The 17,580-nt window shown below is 68.1% G+C and carries 13 protein-coding genes; 7 read left to right on the forward strand and 6 right to left on the reverse strand.

Going from position 1 to position 17,580, the window contains the following annotated elements; genetic code table 11:
* Positions 1-51 precede the first annotated feature (51 nt).
* From QOZ99_RS12380 to cyoA, 5 genes are read right to left on the reverse strand one after another with little or no spacing between them, the layout of a single operon-like run.
* Positions 52-849, reverse strand: coding sequence for an SURF1 family protein (locus tag QOZ99_RS12380; RefSeq protein WP_370876843.1), 798 nt, complete (start codon positions 847-849; stop codon positions 52-54).
* Positions 846-1,238 (reverse strand): cytochrome o ubiquinol oxidase subunit IV, encoded by a 393-nt coding sequence (gene cyoD, locus QOZ99_RS12385; protein WP_306890287.1) that lies wholly within the window; start codon positions 1,236-1,238, stop codon positions 846-848. The genes QOZ99_RS12380 and cyoD overlap by 4 nt, the downstream gene beginning before the upstream one ends.
* On the reverse strand, positions 1,235-1,861 hold the full coding sequence (cyoC, locus tag QOZ99_RS12390; protein ID WP_306890288.1) for a cytochrome o ubiquinol oxidase subunit III: 627 nt from the start codon (positions 1,859-1,861) through the stop codon (positions 1,235-1,237). The genes cyoD and cyoC overlap by 4 nt, the downstream gene beginning before the upstream one ends.
* A complete protein-coding gene (gene cyoB, locus QOZ99_RS12395) occupies positions 1,858-3,870 on the reverse strand; it encodes a cytochrome o ubiquinol oxidase subunit I (RefSeq protein ID WP_306890289.1) in 2,013 nt (670 codons plus the stop codon). Before cyoB ends, cyoC begins: the two co-directional genes overlap by 4 nt.
* 8 nt (positions 3,871-3,878) lie before the next feature.
* A complete protein-coding gene (gene cyoA / locus QOZ99_RS12400) occupies positions 3,879-5,069 on the reverse strand; it encodes a ubiquinol oxidase subunit II (RefSeq protein WP_306890404.1) in 1,191 nt (396 codons plus the stop codon).
* 197 nt (positions 5,070-5,266) lie between these two features.
* On the opposite strand from cyoA, the gene QOZ99_RS12405 reads away from it, so the two are divergent.
* The 7 genes from QOZ99_RS12405 (at position 5,267) to QOZ99_RS12435 (ending at position 14,134) form a co-directional block, all read left to right on the forward strand.
* A complete protein-coding gene (locus QOZ99_RS12405) occupies positions 5,267-6,586 on the forward strand; it encodes an MFS transporter (protein ID WP_306890290.1) in 1,320 nt (439 codons plus the stop codon).
* Positions 6,587-6,761: 175 nt separating this feature from the next.
* Entirely contained in the window at positions 6,762-8,252 is a 1,491-nt protein-coding gene (locus QOZ99_RS12410; RefSeq protein WP_306890291.1) for an MFS transporter, read from the forward strand.
* Positions 8,253-8,466: 214 nt separating this feature from the next.
* Positions 8,467-8,790 carry a hypothetical protein gene (locus tag QOZ99_RS12415; RefSeq protein ID WP_306890292.1) on the forward strand — a complete coding sequence of 108 codons (324 nt, stop codon included), beginning with the start codon at positions 8,467-8,469 and terminating at the stop codon, positions 8,788-8,790.
* A 136-nt stretch (positions 8,791-8,926) separates the two neighbouring features.
* Entirely contained in the window at positions 8,927-10,420 is a 1,494-nt protein-coding gene (locus tag QOZ99_RS12420; protein ID WP_306890293.1) for a carboxypeptidase M32, read from the forward strand.
* Positions 10,421-10,444: 24 nt separating this feature from the next.
* Positions 10,445-12,028 carry a D-aminopeptidase gene (locus QOZ99_RS12425; RefSeq protein ID WP_306890294.1) on the forward strand — a complete coding sequence of 528 codons (1,584 nt, stop codon included), beginning with the start codon at positions 10,445-10,447 and terminating at the stop codon, positions 12,026-12,028.
* Positions 12,029-12,104: 76 nt separating this feature from the next.
* The gene (locus tag QOZ99_RS12430; RefSeq protein ID WP_306890295.1) at positions 12,105-13,130 is read left to right on the forward strand and encodes an HlyD family secretion protein; all 1,026 of its coding nucleotides are present in this window, start codon (positions 12,105-12,107) and stop codon (positions 13,128-13,130) included.
* A gap of 2 nt (positions 13,131-13,132) precedes the next feature.
* Entirely contained in the window at positions 13,133-14,134 is a 1,002-nt protein-coding gene (locus tag QOZ99_RS12435; RefSeq protein WP_306890296.1) for an FUSC family protein, read from the forward strand.
* Between the two features lie 121 nt (positions 14,135-14,255).
* On the opposite strand, the gene QOZ99_RS12440 is transcribed toward QOZ99_RS12435, so the two are convergent.
* Positions 14,256-17,438, reverse strand: a complete 3,183-nt coding sequence (locus QOZ99_RS12440; RefSeq protein WP_306890298.1) for an efflux RND transporter permease subunit — start codon at positions 17,436-17,438, stop codon at positions 14,256-14,258.
* Positions 17,439-17,580 lie beyond the last annotated feature (142 nt).

The following is a 17,580-nucleotide window of genomic DNA, read 5'->3' on the forward strand; positions in this document are numbered from 1 at the left end:
GCCCGGCCGGGGGAGGGCGGCACGATCAAGGAGGAGCGGGCCGACGGGCGCTCAGACCCGCCGCCGCCACACCACGACGAAGCCGCCCCCGCACAGGGCCGCGAGCGCGAACCAGGTGAGGGCGTAGATGAGGTGGTTGTTGGAGAAGCCCACCACCGTCAGGCCGCCGACGGGAAAGCCGCCCGCCACCGGGGCGGCATCGGCGTCGACGAAATAGGGCGCGACCGCCACCAGCTTGTCGAGGCCGCGTGCCTCGGCAATGGCCGCGACATCGCGCGAGTACCAGCGCTCCGTGGCGGGGTCGTTCTCGCGCAGGAAGCCGCCGCCCGGCTCGGTGAGGCGCATCAGGCCGATGAGGCGGGCCGGCCCCTCGATCTGCCCGTCCGCCCGGCTGTCCGGCGCGCGACGCTCGGGCGGCACGAAGCCGCGATTGACCAGCACGACGAAGCCGCGATTGGTGATGAAGGGCGTCATCACCCAGAAGCCGCCGCCCTGCTCGGTAACGGCCTGGACCAGTGTCTCACGGTCGTTGAGGAACCGGCCGTCCAGCTGCACGCGCCGGTATTCGCTCTCGCCCGTGGGTGGGGCGGTGAAGGATTGCGGCCCCGGCGCGGGGATGGGCTCGGCATGAATGCGCGCGTCGACGCGGGCGATGAGGTCCAGCTTCCAGAACAGGCGCTCCACCTGCCAGATGCCGAGACCGCCGAACACCACGGCAAAGGCCGCGCACAGGAACAGGAGCGGCGCGCGCGCCGTTCGTCGCCGGTCGTCGAGGCCGCCGGCGCTCCGGCGCGGCTGCGCGGTTTTGCCGGGCCCGATTCGCGGCGCCCCGGCGGGCGGTTTGCTCACAGCATCTGTCTCATGTCGTGGGCGCCCGGCATCATGTTGGTGTTGAGGTGGTACATCACCCACATCGAGCCGGCGAGCATGATCACCACGAGGATCAGGGTGAAGACCAGCGCCAGCATGGACCATCCGCCTTCGGTGCGGAAGTTCATGTGCAGGAAGTACACCATGTGCACCACGATCTGCACCACGGCGAGGCCCATGATGGCGAAGGCCGTCGCGGTGGTGCTGCCGAGCGCGCCGGTCATCACCAGCCAGAACGGAATGGCGGTGAGGATGACCGACAGGATGAAGCCGATCATGTACCCGCGCAGCGAGCCGTGCGGCTCGGCGCCGTGGGCGTCATGCGCGTCTGCGGGGGCGTGCGCGGCGGAGGTGTCGTGCGCGCTCATCGCAGCACTCCCATCAGATAGACGAAGGTGAACACGCCGATCCAGACCACGTCCAGGAAGTGCCAGAACATGGACAGGCACATCAGCCGGCGCTTGTTGCCGGGGACCAGCCCGCGCTGCTTCACCTGGACCATCAGCGTGAACAGCCAGATCGTGCCGAAGGTGACATGCAGCCCGTGCGTGCCGACCAGCACGAAGAAGGCGGACAGGAAGGCGCTGCGCTGGGGCGTGGCGCCCTCGGCGATCAGGTGGTGGAACTCGTACAGCTCGATCGACAGGAAGGCGATGCCGAACAGCGCGGTGATGGCGAGCCACGCCTGGGTGGCGGCCACGCGGTCCTTTTCCATCGTCAGCATGGCGAAGCCATAGGTGATGGAGGACAGCAGCAGCATCGAGGTGTTGAGCGCCACCAGCGGTAGCTCGAACAATTCGCGCGGGCCAGGGCCGGCGGCGAAGCTGCCGCTCAGCACCGCGAAGGTGGCGAACAGCACCGCGAAGATGAGGCAATCGCTCATCAGATAGATCCAGAAGCCCAGCGAGGTGCTGTGGCCTTCCGGGTGCGGATGCTCGTTCAGATCGAAGAAGACGGGCGCATCGCTGGCGGGGGTCGCGGCGCTGCTCATGCGTTCACCTGTGCGGCGAGCAGCTTGGTGCGCGCCTCCTCCGTGCGGGCGATGACGTCGGCGGGAATGTCGAAATCGCGGTTGTAGTTGAAGGTATGGGCGATGGCGGTGCCGAGCAGCGCGACGAAGGCGAGCGCCGCCAGCCACCAGATGTACCAGATCAGCGCGAAGCCGAGCACGAAGCTGATCGCCGCGAGGATCGGGCCGGTGCCGGAATTGCGCGGCATGTGGATCGGCCTGAACCCGGTGAGCGGACGCGCGGCGCCGCGGTGCTTCATGTCCCACCACGCGTCGAGGTCATGCACCACCGGGGTGAAGGCGAAATTGTAGTCCGGCGGCGGCGACGAGGTCGCCCATTCCAGCGTGCGCGCGTCCCACGGGTCGCCCGTGGTGTCGCGCAGCTTGTCGCGGTTCTTGATGCTGACGGCGATCTGGATCAGGAACGAGGCGATGCCGAGCGCGATGAGGAAGGCGCCGAAGGCGGCGATGATGAACCAGATGTGCAGCGAGGGGTCGTCGAACACGCGCAGGCGGCGGGTCACGCCCATCAGGCCGAGCACGTAGAGCGGCATGAAGGCGACGTAGAAGCCCACCACCCAGAACCAGAACGACATTTTGCCCCAGAACGGATCCAGCCGGAAGCCGAACGCCTTGGGCCACCAGAAGGCGATGCCGGCGAACAGGCCGAACACCACGCCGCCAATGATCACGTTGTGGAAATGCGCGATCAGGAACAGCGAGTTGTGCAGCACGAAATCGGCCGGCGGCACCGCCAGCAGCACGCCGGTCATGCCGCCGATCACGAAGGTCAGCATGAAGGCGATCGTGTACATCATCGGCAGTTCGAAGCGGATGCGGCCGCGATACATGGTGAACAGCCAGTTGAACATCTTCGCGCCCGTCGGGATCGAGATGATCATGGTGGTGATCCCGAAGAACGAGTTCACGCTGGCGCCGGAGCCCATGGTGAAGAAGTGGTGCAGCCACACGAGGTAGGACAGGATGGTGATGACCACTGTCGCGTAGACCATCGAGGTGTAGCCGAACAGCCGCTTGCCGGAGAAGGCCGAGGTCACTTCCGAGAAGATGCCGAAGGCCGGCAGGATGAGGATGTAGACCTCCGGGTGGCCCCAGATCCAGATCAGGTTCACGTACATCATCGGGTTGCCGCCGAGATCGTTCGTGAAGAAGTTGGTGCCGAGATAGCGGTCGGCGGTCAGCAGGGCCAGCGTCGCGGTCAGGATCGGGAAGGTGGCGACGATCAGCACGTTGGTGCAGAGCGAGGTCCAGGTGAAGACCGGCATCTTCATCATGGTCATGCCGGGGCAACGCATCTTCACGATGGTGCAGATGAGGTTGATGCCCGACAGCGTCGTGCCCACGCCGGCGATCTGCAACGCCCAGATGTAGTAGTCCACACCCACATTGGGACTGTAGGCGATCCCCGACAGCGGGGGATAGGCGAGCCAGCCGGTCTGCGCGAACTCGCCGATGAACAGCGAGGTCATCACCAGGATGGCGCCCGACACCGTCATCCAGAACGAGAAATTGTTGAGGAACGGGAAGGAGACGTCGCGCGCGCCGATCTGCAGCGGCACCACGTAGTTCATCAGGCCGGTGACCAGCGGCATCGCCACGAAGAAGATCATGATCACGCCATGGGCGGTGAACACCTGATCATAGTGGTGGGCCGGCAGGTAGCCCTCGGAGCCGCCGAAGGCCAGCGCCTGCTGCAGGCGCATCATGATGGCGTCGGCGAAGCCGCGCAGCAGCATGATGATGCCGAGCACCATGTACATGATGCCGATGCGCTTGTGGTCGACGCTGGTGAACCACTCCTTCCAGAGATAGCCCCACAGGCGGAAATAGCTGATCGCCCCCAGCACCGCGATGCCGCCGATGGCGACGGCGATGAACGTCGCGACCAGGATGGGCTCGTGATAGGGGATCGCCTCAAGGGTGAACCGGCCGAAGAGAAAGCTCGGCGCGATCGTCGGTTGCTCGGTCATGGGGGCCGTCAGGAGTTGGAGGGCCGGCGCGGGCCGGGAAGGGCCGCGCTCGACGGCAGACGGATCGGGGTGAAGGACGGCGCGTTCAGCGCCGGCAGCGGCAGGCCGGCGCCCTGCACGGGCGCGAGATCGCCGCCGCGCGCGGGTTTGGCCGCGGACAGCGTCAACGCCGTGGACAGGTCCTCGGGCGTGCAGATGCCGACCACATAATTCGCCTGGCCGCCCAGCACGGTGCCGCGCCGGCTGTGCTTGTCATAGGTCAGCGGCAGCGTGTTGGTGACGCTCGCCATGTCCTGCCCGCCCTTGGCGTCGATCGCCATCATGTCGCTCATGCACATCTTGCCGGGCTCGACGCACAGGTTGAGGATGGCGTCGAACAGGGTGGGGTCGATGGCGGCGAAGCGCTGCACCGGCACGTTCTGGCTCGGCCTCTCCAGTTCGAGATAGTTCGCGCGGGTCAGCTGGCTCTCGCTCGTGCGGGCCTCGTCCACCCAGGCGGCGAAGGCGGCATCGTCCAGCGCCCGGAAGCGGAACGACATGCCCGAGAATCCGGCGCCGGAATAATTGGACGAGAAGCCGCGCGAATCGACGGGCGAATTGGCAACGGCGTTGAGCTCCGTGCGCATCGCCGGCATGGCGTAGATCATGCCGGCCAGCGTGGGAACGTAGAACGCGTTCATCACCGAGGAGGCGGTGATGTGGAAGCGAATCGGCCGGTCCACCGGGGCGGCGAGGTCGTTGACCGTGGCGATGCCCTGTTCGGGGTAGATGAACAGCCATTTCCAGTCGAGCGCGACGACCTGCACGTCGAGCGGCTTCACGTCGGCCGGCACCGGCTGGTCGGCGGAGATGCGGTCGAGCGGGCGCCAGGGGTCGAGCAGGTGGGTGCCCATCCAGGTCAGCGCGCCGAGGCAGATGATGATGAGCAGCGGCGCCGACCAGATCACCAGCTCCATCTGCGTGGAGTGGCTCCATTCCGGCTCGTAGCGCGCGGTCGTGTTGGACGCGCGATATTTCCAGGCGAAGAACGCGGTCAGCGCCATCACCGGGATGATGATGAGCAGCATGAGCAGGGTCGAGATGACCAGGAGGTCACGCTGCTGTGCAGCGACATCCCCCGTCGGGGCGAGCACGACGAAGTTGCAGCCGCTGAGTGCTGCGGCCAGCGGCAGCAGCGCGATGAGATGAAGGCGACGCAACGACATGTACACCCACGATGTTCCACATTTGGCGCCAATAGCTGCATCGCAGCAATTCCAATATCAAGTCAAAGCTGCCATGTCGAAGTGTCGCATCCCGACCATGGGGGATCGATGCTAACCGTGCCGTGCGATATCGAAAGGCCGGAACGGGCGTCAGTCTAGAGTTTACATCTTTTCGAGATTTGGTAAGAACGATGGCCTCAACAACGACTACGCTTGAGCAGGACGCTCGGGAAATTCATGCTCATGGCGGAGATGTGCATCCCGGCGAGATAGCGGTGGGCGTTGTCATCGGCCGCGCTTCCGAGTTCTTCGATTTCTTCGTCTATGCCATCGCTTCCGTGGTGGTGTTTCCGAAACTTGTCTTCCCCTTCGTCGACCCGCTCACCGGCACGATCTACTCGTTCGCGATCTTTGCCCTTGCTTTCATCGCCCGCCCGTTCGGCACCACGCTGTTCATGGCGATCGACCGGCATCACGGCCGCGGCGCCAAGCTGACGGCGGCGCTTTTCCTGCTCGGCACCTCCACCGTCGCCATCGCCTTCCTGCCCTCGCACAATACGCTGGGCAGCGCCGTGGTGTGGATGCTGGCGATCCTGCGAATCGGCCAGGGCCTCGCCTGGGGCGGTACCTGGGACGGGCTCGCCCCGCTTCTGGCCATGCGGGCACCGGAAGGCCGGCGCGGCTGGTATGCCATGCTGCCGCAGCTCGGCGCGCTCATCGGCCTGATCATCGCCAGCGCGCTGTTCGCGTTCTTCCTCGGCAATCTCTCGGCGGCCGATTTCTTCGACTGGGGCTGGCGCTATCCCTTCTTCGTCGCCTTCGCCATCAACGTGGTGGCGCTGTTCTCCCGCCTGCGCATGGCGGTGACGCCGCAATATGCCGCGCTGTTCGAGAGCGGCGACCTTGAGCCGCAGCCGGTGATCGACACGTTGCGCTCGGAGGGCAAGGACATCCTGATCGGCGCCTTCGCGCCGCTGGCGACCTTCGCGCTTTTCCACATGGTGACGGTGTTCCCGCTCTCCTGGGTGTTCCTGTTCACCTCGGAACGGCCGACCCGCTTCCTCATCATCGAGGTGGGGGCGGCGTTCTGCGGCCTCATCGCGGTATTCGCCTCGGGCGTCATCGCCGACCGGATTGGCCGGCGCCGGCTGCTCGCGGGTTCGGCGGTGGCGATCGCCGTGTTCAGCGGCTTCGCCCCGCAATTCCTCGCCGGCGGCTTCCTCGGCGAAACCGTGTTCATGGTCGTCGCCTTCATCCTGCTCGGCATTTCCTTCGGCCAGTCCTCGGGCATCGTGGCCTCCAAGTTCACGCCGAAATACCGCTACACCGCCTCGGCGCTGACCAATGATTTCGCCTGGCTGTTCGGCGCCGGCTTCGCCCCGCTCGCCGCCCTGCTGCTGTCGAGCCATTTCGGTCTGCCGGCCTCCGGCGGCTATCTTCTCTCCGGCGCGATCTGCACCATGGTGGCGCTCACGCTCAACCGGCGCCTCGAACTCGCCGCCTCCGGCTGATCGCCCGGCGCGGGCGCGCATTTCGGCTGTTGCCCAACCGGGAAACCCGCAGGCGGGGGGAGGACATCGCGCCTGTACGTGGATAAGCTCGCAGGCCTCTCGCCCGAGAGGCCTGCCCGGTTTTTCCCTGCATTCCGATAGTGACGGCATGTCATCCCTTCCAGACCTCCCGCCCGTGTCCGCGCCCCGCTCGCGACTGGACCGGCTGCTCGTGGAGCCGGCGCCGCTCAGATGGTTGGAGGGCAAGGACTGGCATCCCTGGCTCGTGGTCGGGCTGGTGTCCGTGGGCGCCTTTGTCGGCCAGCTCGACGCCACCATCGTGCAGCTTGCGCTGCCGGCGCTGGGCCGGGTGTTCGACGCGCCGATCGCGCATGTCAGCTGGATCGCGCTGGCCTATCTCGCGGCCTTCGTCTCCTTCCTGCCGATCTTCGGCCGACTGTGCGAGATGTTCGGCCGCAAGACGCTGTACATCGCCGGCTACGCCATTTTCATCGTGGCGAGCGCGCTGTGCGGCTTTGCCGGCAGTTTCGAGCAACTGGTGCTGTTCCGCTTCCTCCAGGGGGTCGGCGGCTCGCTGCTGGGCGCCAACAGCATTTCCATCCTGGTGAAGACCGTCTCGCCGGAGCAGCGTGGGCGGGCGCTGGGCTTTTTCGCGGCGGCGCAGGCGGTGGGCATGAGCGCCGGGCCGGCGCTGGGTGGGCTGGTGCTCGCCACGCTCGGCTGGCGCTGGATCTTCTGGCTCACCGTGCCGTTCGGCGCGCTCGCCGTCGTCATCGGCTGGCTCGCGCTGCCGCGCAGCACCGGCATCGATCGCGGCGCGGCATTCGACTGGGGCGGTGCGCTGCTCATCGGCCCGGCCTTGGTGCTGGTCGTGGCGGTGCTGAACCATGTTTCGTCCTGGGGGCTGGCCTCGCCCTACACGCTGGGCGGTCTCGCCCTCGCCCTCGTGCTGCTGGCGCTGCTCGTCCGCCGCGAGCGCCGCTTTCCCGCGCCGCTGATCGATCCGCGCCTGTTCGCGCGTGCCGCCTTCAGCAGTGGGGCACTCGCGGTGGCTCTCGGCTATGCGCTGCTGTTCGGCATGTTCTTCCTCATGTCCTTCGCGCAGGAGCACGGCTTCGGCGAGCCGCCGCGCGAGGCGGGATTCCACCTCGCCATCATCCCGGTGGCGATCGGCCTGTCGGCGCCGTTCAGCAATTGGGCGCGCCAGCGTCTCGGCAGCCGCCGCATCGGCTGGGTGGCGATGGCGTCGAGCCTGGCCGGCGTCGGCCTGCTGATCGTCACGCTTGGGCGGGTGGAGGAGCACCGGCTGTTCGATGCCATCGCCTATGCGCTGTTCGGTATCGGGCTCGGCCTGTTCATAGCGCCGAACAACACGGTCACCATCGCCGCGGTGCCGCCGGCCCTGTCGGGCGCCGCCGGCTCGCTGCTCAACCTGATGCGGGCGCTGGGCACCAGCCTGGGCGTCGCCGGCGGCGCCACCCTGTTGACCTGGCATCTCGCGGCGATCGAGGGCGGCGGGAGTGCCTGGCAGACGGCGAGCGCCGCGGGCCTGCTCGCGGCGGTACGCGAGAGCCTGCCCCTGCTCGCCGTCATCGCCCTGCTCGCCGCCATCGCCGCCGTGTTCGCCGCCAGCCGGGCGGCAAGCGGTCCGGGCCGATCTTCCTGAGGCAGGGCAGGGTCTTTGCCGCGCTCCCTCGCCGCCCTCCCTCGCCACCACGCCCGGACCGGGGAGGCTCCGTGCAGCCCGCAGTCACGGCCGGCGCGGGGGAATGCCCGCCCGCAGGTTGGCCGTTTTCATCCGGGGGCGGCGGGTCTAGATTGACGCGATGCGCGGGGCGAGCGTCCGATGGGACGGCGTGTCTGCCGCGCGGGAGGCCAGCATGCCCCGGCTTGTCCGATTTCTCATCCGCCATGCATTGATCGGCTTCGGCCTCGCCGTGCTTTTCGTCGGCGCGCTCCTGCTGCTGGATGTCGCGCGGCTCGGCACGCTGATAGGGCAGTCCCCGTTCGGCGGGCTCGCCGCGCTGGTGCTGGTCGTCTGCGTCGGCATCACCTTCGCCAGCGCGCAGATGGGTTTCGCGGTGATGCTGCTCCCCCGCGACCACGACGCGCCGCAGGATCGTGGCGGCACGCGCGCGCCTTCGGGTTCCGCCCTGCGGCTGGCCCCCGCGCGGGCCGCGACCGGCCGGAACCGCGCGCGCTGACACCGTGCCCGCTGGCGAGGGTGGCTGCCGGCATGCTACTGCCGGAAAGCGTGACGGGCCGTCCACGTGTCGACTGACCCGACACGACGCGCCACGTTTCGCGCCACGTTTCGCGCCGCTTCGGGAGAGGTAATTCATGTCCGCCTATGCCGCGCTCACCGGCCATTTCAGCCGCATCGCCGCGATGTCGAACGCCATCGGCATCCTGCAATGGGACAGCGACACCATGATGCCCAGGGGCGCCGCCGGCAGCCGGGCGGACAGCCTCGCCCTGCTGCGCGTGCTGGCGCACGACATGGCGGTCGACCCGCGCATCGGCGACTGGCTCGGCGCGGCGGAGCAGGAGGACGGGCTGGGCGGCTGGGAGCGGGCCAATCTGCGCGAGATCCGGCGGGTGTGGACGGTGGAGACCGCCCTGCCGACCGATCTCGTCGAGGCGTCGAGCAAGGCGATTTCCGCCAGCGAAATGGCATGGCGGCAGGCGCGGGCCGATGCCGATTTCCCCGCGCTGCTGCCTTATCTCGCCGAAGTGCTGAAGCTGCAGCGCGAGGCGGGCGCCGCCAAGGGCGCGACGCTCGGCCTTTCCGTCTATGACGCGCTGCTCAACGATTATGAGCCGGGCGGGAGCGCGGCACGCATTGACGGGCTGTTCGACGACCTCGCCGCCTTTCTCCCCGGTTTTGCCGAGGAGGCGATCGCCGCCCAGCAGCGCCGGCCCGCCCCCGCCGCGATCGAGGGGCCGTTCCCGATCGAGGCGCAGCGCCGGCTCGGCATGCGCGTCATGACGGCGCTGGGCTATGATTTCGAGCGCGGCCGGCTCGACATTTCCACCCACCCCTTCTGCGGCGGCGCCGATAACGACGTGCGCATCACCACCCGCTATGACGAGGCCGATTTCGGCAAGGCGCTGATGGGCGTGATCCACGAGACCGGCCACGCGCTCTACGAGCAGGGCCGGCCGGCCGCCTATATGGGCCAGCCGGTCGGGCAGGCGCGCGGCATGAGCCTGCATGAGAGCCAGTCGCTCATCATGGAGATGCAGGCCTGCCGCTCGCCGGAGTTTCTCACCTTCGCCGCCCCGCTGATGCGCGAGACCTTTGGCGGCAGCGGCCCCGGCTGGGACGCGGAGGCGCTGTGGCGGCGCTACACGCGCGTCGAGCGCGGCTTCATCCGCGTCGATGCCGACGAGGTGACGTACCCCGCCCATGTCATCCTGCGCTACCGGCTGGAAAAGGCGCTGATCGCCGACGAGATGCCGCTGGCCGACCTGCCGGCGGCGTGGAATGCCGGGATGAAGGACCTGCTCGGCATCACCCCGCCCGATGACCGGCTCGGCTGCCTGCAGGATATTCACTGGCCCTCGGGCGGCTGGGGCTATTTCCCCACCTATACGCTGGGCGCCATGACCGCGGCGCAGCTGTTCGATGCGGCCTGCCGCGCCGAGCCGGACGCGCTGCCGGGCATCGCGCGCGGCGATTTCGCCCCGCTGGTCGGCTGGCTGCGCGCCCATGTCCACGGAGAGGGATCGCGCTACGCGACGGACGAACTGCTGACCCGCGCCACCGGCCGGCCGCTCGATGCGGGCGTGTTCAAGGCGCACCTCGCCCGCCGCTATCTCGGCGCGGCGTGATCGGCGATCCTCGAAGGAACCGTCATGACATCGCTCAACGCCAACGCGCTCGATCGCGTCATCGCGGATCTGCCGCGCCGCTACCCCGGCCCGGGCGGGGCGGTGGCGGTGGTGAAGGATGGCGTGCCGATCGTGCGCCATGGCTGGGGCTTCGCCAATCTGGAGACGCGCCAGCCCTATACTCCGGCGACCATCGCGCCGCTGTGCTCCATTACCAAGCAGTTCACCTGCGCGACGCTGCTCGACGTGGCGCCCGACCCCGCCGTGCTCGATCCGCTGATCGCCGCCCAGCTGCCGCGGCTCGAAGGCGAGAAGCCGACGACGCTCGACCTCGCCAACAACCAGTCGGGCCTGCGGGACTATTGGGCGCTGAGCGTGCTGTGCGGGGCGATGCCCGAGGGCGCGTTCCGCCCGGCCGATGCGGTGCATCTGATCGGGCTCACGCGCAGCCTGCATTTCCGCGCGGGCACGGCCTATTCCTATTCCAACGGCAATTTCCGCATGCTGGCTCTCGCCGTGGAGCAGGCCAGCGGCCGCGCGTTCGGCGATCTGCTGGCCGAGCGGCTGGTCGGGCCGGCGGGAATGGAAACGGCGGTGTTCGGCCCGGAGACCGGCGCGCTGCCGGGCGGGGCGACCGGCTATGAGGGCACGGTTTCCACGGGCTGGCGGCCGGGAATCAACCGCCTGCACTGGGCCGGCGATGCGGGCCTGTGCGCCTCGCTCGACGACATGATCGCCTGGGAGCGCTTTATCGACCGCACGCGCGAGGATCCCGACAGCCCCTACCAGCGCCTGTGCCGCCCGCCCGCCACGTTCCGGGACGGGTCGCCGGCCGGCTACCACCTCGGCCTCATCCGCCGCGCCCGCTGGGGGCGGGCGATGAGCGGGCATGGCGGGGCGATCCGCGGCTGGCGGCTGGCGCGCCATTGGGTGCCTTCCGAGCGGCTCTCCGTCGCCATCGCCTTCAATCATGAGAGCGACAGCTTCGGTGCCGCCATGCAGGTGATCGCCGCCGCTTTGGGCGAGAGCGACCGGCCCGCGCCCTCCGTGGCATCGGCCGCCTGGGGTTTCGCCGGAAGCTTTCTCGACGAGCGAACCGGCCTTCTGCTGGAGGTCGCCGTCAATGCCGACGGCACGCTCGCGGCCACCTATGATGGCGGGGCGGAGCCGCTCAGCGTCGGCGAGGACGGCGTCGCGCGCGGGCTCGACATGACCCTGACGCGGCAGGTGGAGGGCATTCTCATCGAGCGGCCGGGCGACGCCGTACGCATGCTGGCCCGCCCGCTCGCCCGGCCGCACGAGCCCGGCGTGGGCGCCGCCATGGCCGGGCTCTACCGCTCGGCGGAGCTGGAATCGGAGATGGAGATCGTGGATGCCGGCGGCAGCTGGTTCGCCGGCTTTCGTGGTTTCCTCGGCGCCGGCCCGATGATGGCGCTGACGCCGGTGGGCGAGGACGTGTGGCGGCTGGCCTGCCACCGTTCGCTCGATGCGCCCGCTCCCGGCGACTGGACGCTGCGGCTGAGCCGCTCGGCGAGCGGAGCCGTGACGGGTGCACGCGTCGGCTGCTGGCTCGCTCGCGACGTCGCCTTCGACCGCACGGGCGGCTAGTTCCGCCGACCGAGCGAGCCGACCGAATGCGCCGTCACCGCGAGCCGGTGCATTGAGGCTTGCCGGCAAAGCCGCGATGATGCGCCCCCAAGCCCGCGCGGGGCCGGAGATTCGTTTCCTCATGCTCAACCGCCTGCTGCGCCACCCGGTCATGCTCATTGTCGGCGTCGTGGTGGGGCTGTTCGCTCTTTACGAGATCAGCGTTCGCTATGTCGCCTATACGGCGGACGCCTACGTGATGAGCAATGTCATCGTCCTGTCCTCCGAGATCGAAGGGCCGATTTCCACGCTGGCGGTGCAGAACAACCAGCCGGTGGAGGCCGGGCAGCTGCTGTTCGAGATCGAGAAGACGCCCTACCGTCTCAAGGTGCAGCAGACGCAGGCGGCGCTGGCGCAGGCCGAGGCGGACCTTGATCTGGCGCGGGACGAGGTGAAGGCCTCGCAGGCCGGCGTCGGTTCCGCGCAGGCGGTGCTGACCAATGCGCAGGCCCAGCTCGGGCGCATCAAGTCGCTCAACAATGAGGGCTTCTCCACCGAGGCCAGTCTCGACGTCGCCACCCGTGATGTCGCCACCGCCACCGCCAACGTGCTCACCGCGCAGGCCGCGCTGGACGTCGCCAACCGCCGCGTCGCGGTGGCCGGCGCCGTCATCGCCTCGGCGCAGGCCGATCTTGCGCGGGCGCAGTACGAGTTCTCCAAGACCACGGTGACGGCGCCCAGCGCGGGGCGCGTCGCGCCCTTCGTCACCCGCAAGGGGGATTATCTCCAGCCCGGCACGGAGGTTCTGGCCGTGGTGACCGGGGATCGGCGTCGCGTGGTCGCCAATGTGTTCGAGCGCCATCTCGCGCGCATCCGCCTCGGCCAGCATGTGTGGCTGACGCTGGGCTCGGACCCCTGGGTGATCCACCACGGCCGGGTCAGCGGCATCGCCGCGGGAATCTCGCGCTCGCCGAACAATCCGCAGGTCGTGCCCTATATCGAGCCGACCACCGACTGGGTGCGGCTGCCGCGCCGTTTCCCCATCGAGATCACGCTTGACGAATGGCCGGCGGATCTCGGCCTGTTCAACGGCGCGGATGCCCGCGTCCTGATCCGGTTCTGACGATGGATGACGTCACCCGGCAGGCATTCGCCACGGCCACGGGTGTTCTGGCCGCCGTCTATCTCGCGCTGTGGATGCACCTGCAGGATCCCTACTGGGCGGCGCTGAGCGTGCTGATCATCGCCAATGTCGATCGCGACGCGCTGTTCACCAAGGGCGTGCTGCGCATGGCCGGCACCACGGCCGGCATCGCTCTCGGCTATTCCATCGGCCAATGGATGGAGGGTCAGCAATGGCTGCAGCTGGCGCTCGTGGCGGTGGCGGCGGCGATCGGCACCTATGGCCGCCAGCGCAGCGCCTATGGCTACGCCTGGTTCTATGGCGCGCTGACCTTCGCGCTGCTCATCCTCTACACCCTGGTGCAGCCGCAGGACCTGTATCAGTTCGCGCATTACCGCTTCTACGAGATCCTCATCGGCGTGGTCTGCGGCACGCTGTCGAGCTGGGCGCTGGGACCGCGCGCGGGCGGACTGCCCGCCCATATCGTGGCGCAGGCGGCAGGCTCCTCCGCCGAGAATGCCCGGCGCCAGTCCTTCGTCGCCGCGCTGGGGGCTGCGACCATCGTCATCACCTGGGCGCTGTTCGATCTGCCCCAGCTGCCGCAGGTGCTGATTTCCAGCCTCGTCGTGCTGGATGCCGACCCGCTGGCCACCCGCCATCGCGGCGCGCAGCGCATTTTCGGCTGCATCATCGGCGGCACCGCCGGCATCGCCGTGGTGATGCTGGACGCGTCGGGCCAGGCGTGGTGGACGGCGGCGCTGTTCCTGGGCGTCTTCACCTTCGCCCGGCTGCATCTGGCGAAATCGCCGCAGGCCTATATCGGCACGCAGTCGGCCATCGCCTATCTCGTGACGCTGGTGGGCTCGGGCCCGCCGACCACGCTGGCGCCGCCGATCGACCGGCTGGTCGGGATCGTCATCGGCGTCAGCATCATGACTGTGCTGGTCTGGGCGCTGAACCCGCCAAAGCCGGCGCCAAAGCCGGCGCCCGAGGCCGGCGCCTGAGGCCGGCGACCGCTGGAGGAGCGGCCGGCCCGCGGTGGGCCGGCCGGAAAGAGCGATTGTCCCGGCGCCGAGGGGGGCGTATCGGCGCCGGGTCCTGACTTTCCGGCCGGCCGCTCGGGGCTCACTCCGCCGGATGGGCGGCGGGGGCGAGCACCTCGCCGTGCTGGCGCAGCTTGCGGTTGCCCGCGAGACGACGCAGCAGCACATAGAAGACGGGCGTGAGGAACAGCCCGAAGAAGGTCACGCCGATCATGCCGGCAAAGACCGCGACGCCCATGGCGTGCCGCATCTCGGCGCCCGCGCCGGTGGAGAGCACCAGCGGCAGCACGCCCATGATGAAGGCGAAGGACGTCATCAGGATCGGCCGCAGCCGCAGGCGGCTCGCCTCGATCGCCGCTTCCACGGGGCTGCGCCCCTGGAATTCCAGCTCGCGGGCGAATTCGACGATCAGGATCGCGTTCTTCGCCGAGAGGCCCACCAGCACCACCAGCCCGATCTGGGTGAAGATGTTGTTGTCCCCATGGCCGAGCCACACGCCGAACAGCGCGGCGAGAAGGCCCATCGGCACGATCATGATGATGGCGATCGGCAGGGTGAGGCTCTCATACTGCGCCGCCAGCACGAGGAAGACGAGCAGCAGGGCGAGAGGGAACACCAGCACCGCCGAATTGCCGGCGAGGATCTCCTGATAGGTCAGGTCGGTCCATTCATAATCGAAGCCGGGCGGCAGCACCTCCGCCGCGATCCGCTTGGCCGCGTCCTGCGCCTGGCCCGAGGAAAAACCGGGCGCGGGCGAGGCGTTGAAGTCGGCGGTCAGGAAGCCGTTATAGCGCTGGGCGCGTTCCGGCCCCGCCGTCATCTCCACCTTGAGCAGGGCAGAGAGCGGGATCATCTCGCCGCTCAGCGAGCGCACCTTCAGCTGGCCGATGTCCTCCGGCTTGGAGCGGAAGGGCGCGTCGGCCTGGGCGCGCACCGAGTAGGTGCGGCCGAACTTGTTGAAGTCGTTCACATAGAGCGAGCCGAGATAGACCTGCAGCGTCTCGAATACCGACTGGATCGGCACGCCGAGCTGGCGGGCCTTGGTGCGGTCCACATTGGCGAAGAGCTGCGGCACGTTGATCTGGAAGGTGCTGAACTGCCCCACCAGTTCGGGCGCCTGCATGGCCTTGGCCATGAACGCGTTGGTGACATCCGCCAGCGCCTCGTAGCCGCGGCCGGCCCGATCCTCGATCTGCAGCTTGAAGCCGCCGACCACGCCGAGGCCCTGCACCGGCGGGGGCGGGAACATGGCGATGAACGCATCCTGGATCGCGCCGTATTTCTTGTTCAGCGACATGGCGATGGCGCCGGCCGAGAGCGAGGGATCCGTGCGCTCCTCGAACGGCTTCAGCGTCGAGAACACGATGCCGGCATTGGACGAGTTGGAGAAGCCGGCGATGGACAGGCCGGGGAAGGCGACCGCATTGGCGACGCCCGGCTCGGCCAGCGTGATCTCCGTCATCTTGCGGATGACCTCCTCCGTGCGGTCCAGCGTGGCACCGTCCGGCAGCTGGGCGAAACCGACCAGATACTGCTTGTCCTGCGCCGGCACGAAGCCCGAGGGTACCGCCTGGAACAGCCACCAGGTGGCGCCGAGCATCACGATGTAGAAGATCATGACGAGGCTTTTCACCTTCAGCGCCCCGCGCACGCCGCTGCCATAGCCGCTGGATCCGCGCGCGAACACATAGTTGAAGCCGCGGAAGAACCAGCCGAACAGGAAGTTGATCACCCGCTGCAGCGCATCCGGCTCGGCATGGTGGCCCTTGAGCAGCAGCGCCGCGAGGGCCGGCGACAGGGTCAGCGAGTTGATCGCCGAGATCACCGTCGAGATGGCGACGGTCAGTGCGAACTGCCGGTAGAACTGGCCCGACAGGCCGGAGATGAAGGCCAGCGGCACGAACACCGCGATCAGCACCAGCGCGATGGCGATGATGGGACCCGACACCTCGCTCATCGCCCGGTAGGCGGCGTCGCGCGGGGAAAGCCCGTTCTCAATGTTGCGCTCGACATTCTCCACCACGACAATCGCGTCATCGACGACGATGCCGATGGCCAGCACCAGCCCGAACAGGCTCAGCGCGTTGATCGAGAAGCCGAATATGTACATCACCGCGAAGGTGCCGACGATCGAGACCGGCACGGCCAGAAGCGGGATGATCGAGGCGCGCCAGGTCTGCAGGAACACCACGACGACGATGACGACGAGGAACACCGCCTCGAACAGCGTGTGCACCACGGCCTCGATGGAGGCGTCGACGAAGCGGGTCGTGTCGTAGACGATGGCGTAGTCGACGCCTTCCGGCATCGTCTTCTTCACCTCTTCCATCGTCTTGCGCACGTTTTCGGCGATTTCCAGCGCATTGGAGCCCGGCGCCTGGAACACGCCGATGCCGACCGCCTGCTTGTTGTCGAGCAGCGAGCGCAGCGCGTAATCCGCCGCGCCAAGCTCGATGCGGGCGACGTCGCGCAGCCGCACCACCTGTCCGTCGGTGCCGGTCTTCACGACGATGTCGCCGAATTCCTCTTCATTCTCCAGCCGGCCCTGCGCGTTGACCGAGAGCTGCAGCTCCACGCCTTCCGCCGCCGGGGAGGCGCCGACGATGCCGGCCGCCGCCTGCACGTTCTGCGCGCGGATCTCGTTGACCACGTCGCCGGCGGAAAGGCCGTGCTCGGCGATCTTCTGCGGGTCGAGCCAGACCCGCATCGAGTAGTCGCCAGCGCCGAAAATGTCGATCTGGCCGACGCCCGCGATGCGCGCCAGCCGGTCCTTCACGTTCAGCACGGCGTAATTGCGCAGATAGGTGATGTCGTAACGGTCATTGGGCGAGACCAGATGCACCACCATGATGAAGTTCGGCGAGCTTTTCGCCGTGGTGAGCCCAAGGCTGCGCACCTCTTCCGGCAGGCGGGGCTCGGCCTGGGCGACGCGATTCTGCACCAGCTGCGTCGCCTTGTCCGGGTCGGTGCCGAGCTTGAAGGTGACGGTCAGCGTCATCACGCCGTCCGTGGTGGCTTGCGAAGACATGTAGAGCATGTCCTCGACGCCGTTGATCTGCTCCTCGATGGGCGTGGCCACCGTCGCCGCGATCACCTTGGGGCTGGCACCGGGATATTGCGCGCGCACGATGACCTGTGGCGGCACCACATCGGGATATTCCGAGATGGGCATGACGCGCAGGGCGAGAAGCCCCGCCACGAAGATGAGCACCGAGAGCACGCCCGCGAAGATCGGCCGGTCGATGAAGAATTTGGACAGATTCATAGCGTCCTCCCCCCAAGGAGGCGTTGCCAGCCAGCGCTGGATTCAGAGCCTTCCCGGCGAACGCCTGTTCAGCGGGACGACTCCAAGTGTTGCTACAACGCGTTTTCGTCACGCGAACCGGAATTCACGCCGCGCGAAAACG

Source organism: Ancylobacter amanitiformis (assembly GCF_030814815.1).
Lineage (GTDB): Bacteria > Pseudomonadota > Alphaproteobacteria > Rhizobiales > Xanthobacteraceae > Ancylobacter > Ancylobacter amanitiformis.